The 12,930-nt window shown below is 69.3% G+C and carries 10 protein-coding genes; 7 read left to right on the forward strand and 3 right to left on the reverse strand.

Translation table 11 applies throughout. The features are described from left to right. Positions 1-40 precede the first annotated feature (40 nt). The 3 genes from ACFPFG_RS04545 to ACFPFG_RS04555 form a co-directional block, all read right to left on the reverse strand. Positions 41-1,759, reverse strand: a complete 1,719-nt coding sequence (locus tag ACFPFG_RS04545) for an FMN-binding glutamate synthase family protein (RefSeq protein WP_374618111.1) — start codon at positions 1,757-1,759, stop codon at positions 41-43. A gap of 87 nt (positions 1,760-1,846) precedes the next feature. Beyond that, positions 1,847-3,352: a sensor histidine kinase gene (locus ACFPFG_RS04550; RefSeq protein ID WP_183019363.1), complete on the reverse strand. Its 1,506-nt coding sequence runs from the start codon at positions 3,350-3,352 to the stop codon at positions 1,847-1,849. A 2-nt stretch (positions 3,353-3,354) separates the two neighbouring features. After that, the gene (locus tag ACFPFG_RS04555) at positions 3,355-4,071 is read right to left on the reverse strand and encodes a response regulator transcription factor (protein ID WP_012204915.1); all 717 of its coding nucleotides are present in this window, start codon (positions 4,069-4,071) and stop codon (positions 3,355-3,357) included. 168 nt (positions 4,072-4,239) lie between these two features. Between ACFPFG_RS04555 and msrB the strand changes: the two genes are divergently transcribed. From msrB to ACFPFG_RS04590, 7 genes are all read left to right on the forward strand, one after another. Further along, positions 4,240-4,740, forward strand: coding sequence for a peptide-methionine (R)-S-oxide reductase MsrB (msrB, locus tag ACFPFG_RS04560; protein WP_183019290.1), 501 nt, complete (start codon positions 4,240-4,242; stop codon positions 4,738-4,740). Between the two features lie 16 nt (positions 4,741-4,756). Then, positions 4,757-6,586 carry a cytochrome c biogenesis protein DipZ gene (locus tag ACFPFG_RS04565; protein ID WP_374618110.1) on the forward strand — a complete coding sequence of 610 codons (1,830 nt, stop codon included), beginning with the start codon at positions 4,757-4,759 and terminating at the stop codon, positions 6,584-6,586. A gap of 34 nt (positions 6,587-6,620) precedes the next feature. Further along, positions 6,621-7,370, forward strand: coding sequence for a peptide-methionine (S)-S-oxide reductase MsrA (gene msrA / locus ACFPFG_RS04570; RefSeq protein ID WP_312378595.1), 750 nt, complete (start codon positions 6,621-6,623; stop codon positions 7,368-7,370). A gap of 95 nt (positions 7,371-7,465) precedes the next feature. Next, positions 7,466-8,824, forward strand: coding sequence for a chromate efflux transporter (gene chrA / locus ACFPFG_RS04575; RefSeq protein ID WP_312378597.1), 1,359 nt, complete (start codon positions 7,466-7,468; stop codon positions 8,822-8,824). A 13-nt stretch (positions 8,825-8,837) separates the two neighbouring features. Then, on the forward strand, positions 8,838-9,665 hold the full coding sequence (locus ACFPFG_RS04580) for an AraC family transcriptional regulator (protein ID WP_380105284.1): 828 nt from the start codon (positions 8,838-8,840) through the stop codon (positions 9,663-9,665). 84 nt (positions 9,666-9,749) lie between these two features. Further along, on the forward strand, positions 9,750-10,436 hold the full coding sequence (locus ACFPFG_RS04585; protein ID WP_380105286.1) for a B3/B4 domain-containing protein: 687 nt from the start codon (positions 9,750-9,752) through the stop codon (positions 10,434-10,436). Positions 10,437-10,756: 320 nt separating this feature from the next. After that, entirely contained in the window at positions 10,757-12,916 is a 2,160-nt protein-coding gene (locus tag ACFPFG_RS04590) for a TonB-dependent siderophore receptor (protein WP_380105288.1), read from the forward strand. The last annotated feature ends 14 nt before the right edge of the window (positions 12,917-12,930 follow it).

Genomic DNA, 12,930 nt, shown 5'->3' on the forward strand with positions numbered 1-12,930 from the left:
GTCGGCTGTGTTCTGTGGCGCCTGTCTCTGCGCGGCGTCTCTATGCAGCCTGGGTTGCCGCCTGCGCCTTGGCCTGCGGTGCCGAAGGCTTGAGCGTGGGCGGCGCGAACTGGAAGGTGTCGGCGCTGGCGCCCGGCCAGTAGAGCTTGAACACGCTGTGCTGCTTGTCCAGCGGCCCCAGCAGCGCGCCGGGCTCCACGCGCAGGACCAGGTTGGCGAGCTGGCGCACCTCGGTGTCGGAGATGCGCCGAACAATATGGTGGGCCGTGATGTCGCAAGGGTGCTCCAGGCCCGCCGCCTGCACCAGCTCCAGCAGCGCATGCAGGGTCTTGTCGTGGAAGTTGGCCACGCGCGTGGCCTTGTCGGGCACGACCAGGGCCTTCTGGCGTGCCGCGTCCTGCGTGGCCACGCCCGTGGGGCAGTGGCCGGTATGGCAGTTCTGCGCCTGTATGCAGCCCAGGGCCATCATGAAGCCGCGCCCGGCGTTGCACCAGTCGGCGCCCAGCGCCATCATGCGCGCGATGTCGAAGGCCGTGATCACCTTGCCCGCCGCGCCGATCTTGATGCGGTGGCGCAGGCCCACGCCGATCAGCGTGTTGTGCACCAGCAGCAGCCCTTCCTGCAGCGGCACGCCCACATGGTCGGTGAACTCCACCGGCGCCGCGCCCGTGCCGCCCTCGGCGCCATCGACCACGATGAAGTCCGGCGTGATGCCCGTCTCCTGCATGGCCTTGACGATGGCGAACCACTCCCAGGGATGGCCCACGCAGAACTTGAAGCCCGTGGGCTTGCCGCCCGACTTCTCGCGCAGCCGGGCGATGAAGTGCATCATCTCCACGGGTGTCCTGAAGGCGCTGTGGCTGGACGGGCTGATGCAGTCCACGCCCACGGGCACGCCGCGCGCGGCGGCGATCTCGGGGGTGACCTTGGCGCCCAGCAGCATGCCACCGTGGCCGGGCTTGGCGCCCTGGCTGAGCTTGATCTCGATGAGCTTGACCTGCGGGTCGGTGGCGTTGGCGATGAATTTCTCTTCGTTGAACGTGCCATCGTCATTGCGGCAACCGAAGTAGCCCGAGGCCACTTCCCAGATCAGGTCGCCGCCATGCACGCGGTGGTGCTGGCTGATGGAGCCCTCGCCCGTGTCGTGCGCAAAGCCGCCCATCTTCGCGCCCTTGTTCAGCGCCAGGATGGCATTGGCCGACAGCGCGCCGAAGCTCATGGCCGAGATGTTGAAGATGCTGGCGCTGTAGGGCTGGGTGCAGGGCGAGGTGCCTTCATCGGTGCAGCCGATGGTGATGCGGAAGTCATGCGAGGCCAGTTTGGTCGGCTGCATGGAATGGTTCACCCATTCATAGCCCTGGGCCGTGACATTGAGCTGCGTGCCCAGCGGCCGGCTGTCCGGGTCGCCCTTGGCGCGCTGGTAGACCAGGGAGCGCTGGGCGCGCGAGAACGGCAGCGCCTCGTGGTCGGACTCGATGAAGTACTGGCGCATCTCGGGCCGGATGAACTCCAGCAGAAACCGCAGGTGGCCGATGATGGGGTAGTTGCGCAGCACCGAATGGTGCACCTGGGTCATGTCCCTCACCCCCAGCAGCGCCAGCGCGGCGCACACGCCGAAGCCCAGCCACCACCACAGCCCGCCCCACGCCAGCGCCGCCAACAGCAGCCCCGCGCTGCCGACCAGGCTCAGGCAGAACGTGGTGTAGCGCAGCGGCACCCATGCAGGCAGGCGATGAACGGGAGAGGCAGACGTTGACATGGCGTGGGTCCTCGGAACGAGTTGACGATCTTGTGCATGCCGCGCCTTCAAGGGCGCGCTGTGCCCAAGGGTAACCCACGACCCGCCTCAGCCCTGGCGCGGCCGCGCGCCAGCGCCCGTTGCCTGCACGGCAGCAGGCAGCGCGAACCGGAAGCTCGCCCCCTGCCCCGGCTGGTCCACCAGTTCGATGCGGCAGCCGTGCAGCTCCAGCATGCGGTGGACGATGCGCAGGCCCAGGCCGCCGCCGCGGCGGGCGCCGCCAACGGTGAAGGGGCGCTCGAACAGGCCTTCGCGCAGATCGGCCGAGATGCCGGGGCCGGTGTCGGCCACGGTGACTTCGACCGCGTTGCCCGCTGCCGCCAGCGCCACCTGGATGCTGCCGCCGCCGGGCGTGTGGCGCAGCGCGTTGTCCAGCAGGTTGCCCAGCACGCGCTCGATCATGCCCAGGTCGGCCTGGACGACGGGCAGGCGGGGCGGGAAGTCGGCCCGCAGCGCCACCTGGCGCGCTTCGGCACGCAGCTCGAATTTCTGGAACACGTCCTGCACCAGGTCGGGCATGGAAAACGGCTCCGGCTCGGGCTGGACAAAGCCGTATTCCAGGCGCGCCAGTTCGAACAGGCTTTGCGCCAGCTCGCCCACCTTCTGGCTCTGGGCCAGGGCAATGCCCAGGTAGCGGCGGCGCTCGGTGGCGTCGAGCACCGCGTCCTTGAGCAGCAGCGTTTCCAGGTAGCCGTGCAGGGACGACAGCGGCGTGCGCAGGTCGTGCGAGACGTTGGCGATGAGTTCGCGCCGCTCCTGGTCCTGGCGCGTGAGCGCCCGCCACTGCTCGCCGATGCGCGCCACCATGCGGCGGTAGGCCGAGTCCAGCACGGCGATCTCGTCACGGCTGTCCTGTGCGGCGCCGGGCTGGGGGGCCGGCAGGTCCGGGGGCGCGCCATGGATGTCGAAACCGGCCACCTCTTCGGTGAGCCGGCGCAGCGGCCGCGTGATCAGCGCAAAGGCCACCAGGCCCGCCACCAGGCACAGCAGCGCCACCATGCCGATGGACCACAGCGCCGTGCTGAGCACCGAGTTGGCCGAGCCCTGCGCCACCAGCTGGTCATGCGCCTCGCCCTGCAGCACCACATAGATGAAGCCCACGTCCTTTCCGTTGACGCGCAGCGGCGCCGCGCTGAAGACCTTGCGGCCTTCGACGCTGCGCGGGTCGTCGCCCAGGATGGGCAGGGTGCCGCCTTCCAGCAGCCGGTGCACGGGCGCCAGGTCCACGCGCTCGCGGCGCACGCGGCCATCGGGGGCGGCATGGCCGGCAATGCGGCCGTCAGCGTCCAGCAGGTAGACCTCCACGCTGGGGTTGACCAGCATGAGCTGGTTGAAGAAGCTGCGCACGGCGCCGGGCATGAGGCCGTTGGCGTCGGTCAGCTGGGCATCGCGCGCAATGCTTTCGGCCACGTCGCGCGACAGGCCCTGCACCACTTCCAGCTCGTGCATGCGGCTGGCGCGCAGCTGCATCCAGGCCGAGGTGCCGCTGCACACCAGCAGCAGCACGGCAAAGACCAGGGACAGGCGCTGGGTCAGTGTCAGGCGCAGCTTCATGGTCATGCGCCCTCACCCGCTTCGGCGAACTTGTAGCCGCGCCCCCAGACGGTGAGGATGCGCGCGGGCTGGGCCGGGTCGGCCTCGATCTTGGCGCGCAGGCGGTTGATATGGGTGTTGACGGTGTGCTCGTAGCCTTCGTGCTGGTAGCCCCAGACGGCGTTGAGCAGGTCCATGCGCGAGAACACCTTGCCGGGCTGGCGCGCAAAAAAATACAGCAGGTCGAACTCGCGCGGGGTCAGGTCCAGCCGGGCACCATGAAGCCGGGCATCGCGCGCCACGGGGTCCATGGCCAGGCCGGCGATGGTCAGGCTGCCGGACTCCAGCCGGGCATTCTGGGCCAGCGCCTCCACGCGGCGCAGCAGCGCCTTGACGCGCGCCACCAGCTCCAGCACGGAAAACGGCTTGGCCAGGTAGTCGTCGGCGCCGATCTCCAGGCCCAGGATGCGCTGCACCTCGCTGGAGCGCGCGCTGATGATGATGATGGGCGTGTAGCGCGCCATGGCGCGGGCGCGGCGGCAGATCTCCAGGCCGTCCACGCCGGGCAGCATGATGTCCAGCACCAGCGCGTCCCAGCCGCCGCGTTCGAGCTGGCGCAGGCCGTCGTCGCCACGCGCGCAGTGCATGACTTCCAGGCCTTCGTCGCGCAGGTGCAGCGTGAGCAGGTCGGCGATATGGGCGTCGTCCTCGACGAGAAGTACGCGGCGCGTGGCGGTCATCGGATGCGGTTTCCTGGAAGTGGCGGGAGTGGCTGCCATTGTGCGCAATACCGGGGCCGGGAGTTATCACGAATCTTTGAACTCTGCGTGAAGACTTCGGGAGGCCACCGCCCTAACCTGACTGGCATCGCATCGTTTTCAGACGCAAAGAACCTTCAGGAGCACACCATGACCACCAGACGCCATCTTCTGTGGGCTGCAGGCGCCGGCACCACCGCCGTGCTGGCGGCCAGCCTGTTCCCGCGCAGCGCACCGGCTGCCGCCTCCAGCGAAATCTTCGAGGTGAGCTACAGCGACGCCGAGTGGCGTGCCCGGCTCACGCCCGAGCAGTACCAGATCCTGCGCAAGGAAGGCACGGAGCGCGCCGGCACCAGCCCCCTGAACAAGGAGCACCGCGCCGGCACCTTTGCCTGCGCGGGCTGCGCCCTGCCGCTGTTCTCGTCCAAGACAAAGTTCGACAGCGGCACGGGCTGGCCCAGCTTCTGGCAGCCGCTGGACAAGGCCGTGGCCACGCGCCAGGACCGCGCCTACGGCATGCTGCGCACCGAAGTGCATTGCCGCCGCTGCGGCGGCCACCTGGGCCATGTCTTCGACGACGGCCCCAAGCCCACGGGCCTGCGCTACTGCATGAACGGGCTGTCCCTGACGTTCACGCCCCAGCCCGCCTGACCCCGGGAGCCACGCCATGCTGCTGATCGTCCTGGCCTATCTGGGCGGGGTGCTGACCATCGTCAGCCCCTGCATCCTGCCCGTGCTGCCCTTCGTCTTTGCACGCGCCGACCAGCCCTTCGCCAAAAGCGGCCTGCCGCTGCTGGCGGGCATGGCGCTGACCTTTGCCCTGGTGGCCTCGCTGGCCGCCGTGGGCGGCGGCTGGGTGGTGGCCGCCAATGAATACGGCCGCTGGCTGGCCCTGGGCCTGGTCGCCGTGTTTGCGCTGACCCTGCTGTGGCCCGGCCTGTCCGAACGGCTGACGCGGCCGCTGGTGGCGGCGGGCTCGCGCCTTTCCGAGCGTGCCCAGGGCACGGACGGCGGCGCCCGCCCCGGCGCCTCGCTGCTGCTGGGCGTGGCCACGGGCCTGCTGTGGGCGCCCTGCGCGGGCCCCATCCTGGGCCTGATCCTCACGGGCGCTGCACTGCAGGGCGCCAACACCACCTCCAGCCTGCTGCTGCTGGCCTATGCGGCCGGTGCGGCCACCTCCATGGCGGCGGCCCTGCTGCTGGGCGGCAAGGTGTTTGCGGCGCTCAAGCGCATGCTGGGCGCGGGCGAATGGGTGCGGCGCGGGCTGGGCGCTGCCATGCTGGCCGGTGTGGGCGCGATTGCGCTGGGGCTGGACACGGGCGTGCTGGCGCAAGTGTCCACGGCCTCCACCGGCGGCCTGGAGCAAAGGCTGGTGGACCGCCTGGGCGGCAGGCCCGAGGGTGGCGCCATGGCCATGCAGGCCGGTCCCGCAATGATGGCCGCCGTGGACAGGGGTGAGGGTGCTGGCCCGGCCATGATGGCCGCAGGCGGCGCCATGCGCATGGCCGGCGGCCCGTCCCGCGCCGCCCTGCCGGACGAAGGGCTGGCCCCTGCGCTGGACGGCGCCACCGACTGGCTCAACTCCACGCCGCTGACGGCCGAACAACTGCGCGGCAAGGTGGTGCTGGTGGATTTCTGGACCTATTCCTGCATCAACTGCCTGCGCACCCTGCCCTATGTGAAGGCCTGGGCCGAGAAGTACCGCGACCAGGGCCTGGTGGTGGTGGGCGTGCATGCGCCGGAGTTCGCCTTCGAGCGCAAGCTGTCCAACGTGGAAAAGGCCATCAAGGACCTGGGCATCGGCTACCCCGTGGCCGTGGACAACGGCTACAAGATCTGGCGCGCCTTCAACAACCAGTACTGGCCGGCGCACTACTTCATCGACGCCCAGGGCCGCATCCGGCACCACCACTTTGGCGAGGGCGGCTATGCCGAGTCCGAGCGCGTGATCCAGCAACTGCTGCAGGAAGCCGGATCGAAGCAGGTGGACCAGGGCCTGATCGACGTGCAGGCCAAGGGCGTGCAGCAGGCCGCCGACATGGCAGCCGTGCGCTCGCACGAGACCTACCTGGGCTATGAGCGCGCCGAGCAATTTGCCGCCACGCCTGCCGCCGTGCACAACCAGGCCACCGCCTATGCCACGCCCGAGCGCCTGCCGCTGAACGCCTGGGGCCTGAGCGGCCAATGGACGGTGGGCCCGGAAAGCGCCACGCTGGACGGCGCCACCGGCCGCATCACCTACCGCTTCCAGGCACGCGACCTGCACCTGGTGCTGGGCCCCGGCAGCGATGGCAAGCCCGTGCGCTTCAAGGTGCTGATCGACGGCAAGGCGCCCGGCGCCTCGCGCGGCATGGACGTGGCCGCCGACGGCAGCGGCAGCGTGACCGAGCAGCGCCTGTACCAGCTGGTGCGCCAGGACGGCGGCGCGGCCGAGCGCACCTTCAGCATCGAATTTCTGGATCCCGGCATCTCCGCCTATGCCTTCACCTTTGGCTGATCCCTGGCCACTTCACTTTCACCGGAGAGACACCATGACCAACGATTCCACCCTCGCCACCGCACCCCGCCGCCGCGGCCTTCTCCAACTGCTGACCGGCAGCGCCGTGCTGCTGGGCGGCACCCTGCTGTGGCAGGGCAGCCACCTGCAGGCGGCCGAGCAGGCCGTGCGCATTCCACCACCCGCGCAGGATGCGCCCGCCACGGGCCAGGGCCCGCAAAAGGCCATCTTTGCGGGCGGCTGCTTCTGGGGCGTGCAGGGCGTGTTCCAGCATGTCAAGGGCGTGCAGCGCGCCGTCTCGGGCTACAGCGGCGGCACGGCGGCCCAGGCCTCGTATTCGGCGGTGAGCAGCGGCCGCACCGGGCATGCGGAGTCGGTCGAGGTCACCTATGACCCGGCCCAGGTCAGCTACGGCCAGCTGCTGCAGATCTACTTTTCCGTGGCCCATGACCCGACCCAGCTCAACCGCCAGGGGCCGGACACGGGCACGCAGTACCGTTCGGCCATCTTCGCCACCGACGCGGCCCAGCTCAAGACCGCCCAGGCCTACGTGGCCCAGCTGGACGCCGCCAAGGTCTTCGGCAAGCCCATCGTCACCCGGCTGGAAGACAAGCCCAGTTTCTTCCCGGCCGAGAACTACCACCAGGACTTCATGACCGAGAACCCGCGCCATCCCTACATCGTCATCAACGACCTGCCCAAGGTGGAGCAGCTCAAGCAGCTGTTCCCGGGCAGCTACCGCGCCGAGCCGGTGCTGGTCAAGCAGGCCGCCCGGCAGATGTAGCGTCTGCGCAGCGCGGGTGCGGTGCAGTTGCGGTACGGATGCGGTACAGGTGCCTGCAGGCGTCGGCGGCGGCTGCCGTATGAGACATTTGCGGCATGCCTCCCAGTTCGCTTGATGCACCCGCTGCCCCCCTCCCGCCCACCCGCGCCGAAGCCCTGCGCTACTGGCTGAAGCTGGGCTGCATCAGCTTTGGCGGGCCGGCCGGGCAGATCGCCATCATGCATGAGGACCTGGTGGAGCGGCGGCGCTGGATCTCGGAGGGTCGCTTCCTGCATGCGCTCAACTACTGCATGCTGCTGCCCGGCCCCGAGGCGCAGCAGCTGGCCACCTATATCGGCTGGCTGCTGCACCGCACATGGGGCGGCATCGTGGCCGGCGGGCTGTTCGTGCTGCCCTCGCTGCTGCTGCTCATCGCCCTGTCCTGGATCTATGTGGCCTTCGGCCATGTGCCGGCCATTGCCGGCATCTTCTATGGCATCAAGCCGGCCGTGACGGCGCTGGTGGTGCATGCGGCCTGGCGCGTGGGCTCGCGTACCTTGCGCAACGGCTGGCTGTGGGGCATTGCTGCAGCGGCCTTCGTGGCCATCTTCGCGTTGAAGCTGCCTTTTCCGCTGATCGTGCTGGCGGCCGGCGCACTGGGCTACCTGGGGGGCAGGCTGGCGCCGCGCCACTTCGCCCCTGCGGGCGGGCACGGCCCGCGCGGCGGCAGCCACGGCCCGGCCGTCATCGACGATGACACGCCCGCACCGGCCCATGCACGGTTCAGCTGGCGCTTTTTCAGCCAGGTGCTGGCGACCAGCCTGGGGCTGTGGGCGCTGGCGCTGGGCCTGCTGGCCGCCGCCTTCGGCTGGCAGGGCGCGCTCACCCAGATGGGCTGGTTCTTCACCAAGGCGGCGCTGCTGACCTTTGGCGGCGCCTACGCCGTGCTGCCCTACCTCTACCAGGGCGCCGTGGACCACTACCACTGGCTCACGGCCACGCAGATGATGGACGGGCTGGCCCTGGGCGAGACCACGCCGGGGCCGCTGATCATGGTGGTGTCCTTCGTGGGCTTCCTGGGCGGCTGGAGCACGCAGGTGTTCGGCCCCGATGCGCTGCTGCCGGCCGGCGCCGCCGCCGCCCTGGTCGTGACCTTCTTCACTTTTTTGCCGTCCTTCGCCTTCATCCTGCTGGGCGGCCCCTTCATCGAGTCCACCCATGGCAGGCTGGGCTTCACCGCGCCGCTGACGGGCATCACGGCCGCCGTGGTGGGCGTCATCGCCAACCTGGCCGTGTTCTTTGCCTGGCACGTGCTGTGGCCCCGGGGCCTGGATGGACACTTCGACTGGCCGTCCGCACTGCTGGGCCTGGCTGCCGCAGCCGCGCTGCTGCGCTGGAAGGTCGGCGTGATCCCCGTGGTGGTAGGCGCGGGGCTGGCAGGCCTGGCGATCACGCTGGTGCGCCAGGTTGGGTAGGAAAGGCTGCGGCATGGTTTCGAGCACGGATGGGCATTTCAGCTGGCTGCGCTGCCGCACCGCAGGCGTGGAGGCCGTGGCCGCAGACACGGCGCGGCACTTTGGACGACACACCCACGAGCAGTACGGGATCGGCCTGATCGAGCGTGGCGCGCAGAAGTCCGCCAGCGGGCGAGGCCTCTACGAGGCCGAGGCCGGCGACCTCATCATGGTCAACCCCGGCGAGTTGCATGACGGCATGCCCCTGGGCGATGGCGGTCGCGCATGGCGCATGCTCTACCTGGAGCCCACGGTAGTGGCTGCGCTCATGGCGGACATGGATGGCGCCGGGCCGGCGGCCGGCTTCGAGTTCCGCCAGCCCGCCGTGCGCGACCCGCGCATGGCCGCGCTCTTTCAAACCCTGTACCGGAGGATGACCGGCAGCGGCGAGGCAACTGACGCCCTGGACCTGGACGAAGCACTGCTGCAACTGCTGGGCGGCATGCTGCAGCGGCCTGCCCCGGCGCCGCGCGCACCGGCACCCATCACCCTGGCCCGCGCCCGTATGGACGACGACCCCGGTGCGCCGCTGACCCTGGCAACCCTGGCCCGGGAGGCCGGCCTGAGCCGCTACCAGTTCCTGCGTGCCTTTGCGCGCGCCACGGGAATGACTCCGCATGCCTATCTGCTGCAGCGGCGCCTGCACCGGGCACGCGGGCTCATCGCCAGCGGCATGCCGCTGGCCGAGGCCGCCGCGCACAGCGGCTTTGCCGACCAGAGCCATATGACGCGCCTGTTCGTGCGCAGCTTCGGCATGGCACCCGGCTTCTACGCCAGGGCAGCCAAGGCCTGCGCTGCGTGACGCGCTGCAATTTCCTTCAAGACCACGCAAACCGGCTTGGCGAGGATGGAGATCACATCCCCTCTCCACTCACAAGGCCTGATCTTGCAGTTCTCCTACGCACCCTCCATCCCCCGCGACTTTCCTGAACTGGCCTCGCAGACCTTGCTGCTGCGGGGCCTGTCACCCGACGTGCCCGCACACGCCGTGATCGCCCCCTTCATGGCACAGGCCAGGCAGAACCTGGCCTGCACCCCGGAAAGCGAGATGCCATCCATTCAGGCCTGGCGGCGCGGCTTTGCCAGGATGGGCCTCAAGCCCACGCAATACCGCTGCGCCGCCGAGGCCCTGCTGCGCCGCTTGCGCAAGGAAGGAGATCTGCCGGGCCTGCATCCGCTGGTGGACCTGTGCAATGCGGCCTCGGTGGCCTTTGCCATTCCCGTGGCCGTCTTCGACCTGGACCGCATCAGCGGCTGCCTGCAGGTGCGCTCCGCAACCGGCAGCGAGGTCTACGAGACCTTCTCGGGCGAGATCGAGTATCCCGAGCCCGGCGAAATCATCTTTGCCGACACCGCTGGCCGCGCCCACGCCCGGCGCTGGTGCAACCGCCAAAGCGGCCACTCGGCAGTGCGCGAATCCACGGTCAATGCGCTGATCGTGGCCGAAGCGCTGCACGCCACGGGCAAGGCGGATACGCGGCAGCTGGTGCAAGAGTTGCATGCGGCGGCCGGGCGGCTGTGGCCCGAGGCCGTTTCACACCCAAGCAACCCCTTGCAGGCCGCCCAGGCCTGAGGCGACCGGGGCCGTTGGCGCCCCGGCGTGAAAGGGGCTAACACGCTGCGCGGACTTCCCGCAAGCAAGACCGCACGCGTATCGCACCGCCCTGCACATCGACTCGCAGATCTCTTCAAGACATGCTTTTTCGCTATCAAAATGCTACTGATGCGTTGCATGCTACATACAAATGAAAAGAAAAAGAAATCATTCTCATTGTCATTCTAGAATCCGCACCCGCCATGACAGGCTGCGCTGCTGGCCCCTGGCCGGCAGCAGCGCCGACGCACCCAGAGCACGCCCCACGGCACAGGTTTCCCAGCTCTCGACCATTGACCATGCTTATCCAAAGACTCTCGCGCACGGCAGTTGCGCATGCCGCCCTGCTTGCCCTGTGCGGCGCAGCCCACGCGCAGGCCCAGCCTGAAAATGTTCCCGAGGCCACGCTCGCCCCGGTCACCGTGAACGCAGGCACCGAGAAGGAAAATCCCACCGGCCCCGTGGTGGGCTTCACCGCAAAGCGCGCCATCTCGGCCACCAAGACCGACACGCCGCTGATCGAGACGCCCCAGGCCATCAGCGTGGTCACGCGCGACCAGTTCGAGGCGCAGGGCGTGCAGACGCTGCGCCAGACCACGGCCTACAGCGCGGGCGTGGTGTCCAACTACTTTGACAGCCGCGTGGACAGCTTCTCGGCACGCGGCGGCAGCGTGAGCCAGTACCAGGACGGTCTGCTGCGCACCTACGGCACCTACAACACCAGCCGCCCCGACCCCTACACGCTGGAGCGCGTGGAGTTCCTGCGCGGACCCTCTTCCGTGCTCTACGGCCAGGGCAGCGTGGGCGGCGTGCTCAACCTGACCAGCAAGCGCCCCCAGGCCGAGGCGCTGCGCGAGGTGCAGGTGCAGATGGGCAGCTACGGGCGCAAGCAGATCGCCACCGACCTGACCGGCCCCGTCACCGAAGACGGCCAGTGGCTGTACCGCCTGGTGGCCGTGGGCCGGGAAAGCGGCACCCAGGTGGACCATGTGAACGACGACCGCCTGGTCATCGCGCCCAGCCTGACCTGGCGGCCCAGCGCCGATACCTCGCTCACGCTGCAGGCGCTCTACCAGAAGGACAAGAGCGGCTCGCTGATCGGCTTCTTCCCCTGGCAGGGCACGCGCCTGCCCAACCCCTACGGCCAGATTCCCACCAGCACCTTCATCGGCGAGCCCGGCTGGGACTCGTTCGACACAGAGAACAAATCCTGGGGCTACCTGTTCAGCCACCGCCTGAACGCCGACTGGACCGTGCGCCAGAACCTGCGCCGCACCATCAGCGACGTGGACTACCGCTCCATCTACACCAGCTTCACCGCCATCCCCGGCCAGGGCCGCCCTGCGCGCCCGGTCTTCAACCCCGACAACCGCAGCGTCTACCGCGATGCCTCCTGGCAGGTCAACGGCGGCCGCATGCTGGTGATCGACACGCAGCTCGAAGGCCGGCTGCGCTGGGGCACGGCCGAGCACACCGTGCTGGCCGGCATGGATGCGCAGCGCAACAGCACCAGCCAGTCCACCTGGCGCGGCCTGACCGCGCCGTTTGACGTCTACAACCCCGTCTACGGCAATTTCACACCGCCCACGGCCTCGCAGCTGGTGCGCCAGCCGGGCGTGTCGCAAAAGCAATTGGGCTTCTACGCCCAGGACCAGATCAAGTGGGGCCGCTGGACCGCCACCCTGGGCCTGCGCCACGACAGCGCCCAGACCGATACCGAAGGCCGGCCCGCCTCCGCCGTGGACGAAAAGGCCTGGACCAGGCGCGCAGGCGCCACCTACCAGATGGACGGTGGCTGGGCGCCCTACCTGGGCTACTCCGAGTCCTTCCAGCCGCTGGGCGGCGTGGATGTCTACGGCACGCCCTACAAGGCCCAGCGCGGCGAGCAATGGGAAGCCGGCGTGAAATGGCAGCCACCGGGCCAGGGCCTGTCGGCCTTTGCCGCCGTCTACACGCTGCGCGAGAAGAACCGCAAGACCACCGACCCGGCCAACCCGCTCAATAGCCTGCAGATCGGCGAGGTCAAGGTCAACGGCTTCGAGGCCGAGCTCACCGCCAGCCTGGCCCGCCACTGGGACGCCACGCTCGCCTATGCGTACACCGACGCCGTCATTTCGCGCAGCAATGGCGGCGACCAGGGCCAGCGCGTGACCAGCGTGCCGCGCCACACGGCGTCGGCCTGGCTGACCCACCGCTTTGCCAGCGAAGGACGTGGCGGCTGGAGCCTGGGCGCGGGCGTGCGCTATACGGGCTCGCAGTGGACGGGCACCAGCCTGGTGGACACGCCCTCTGCCACCCTGCTGGATGCCATGGTGTCCTATGACGCCGGCCCATGGCGCCTGGCCTTCAACGTGGTCAACCTGACCGACAAGGTGCAGATCACGCAGTGCCTGGCACGCGGCGACTGTTTCTACGGCCAGCGGCGCACCTTTGCGGTGACGGGAACGCACCGCTTCTGAGAGCCGCCGCCGCG

It is taken from the genome of Delftia deserti, from assembly GCF_042653485.1.
In the GTDB taxonomy this organism is placed as follows: Bacteria; Pseudomonadota; Gammaproteobacteria; order Burkholderiales; family Burkholderiaceae_C; genus Comamonas; species Comamonas acidovorans.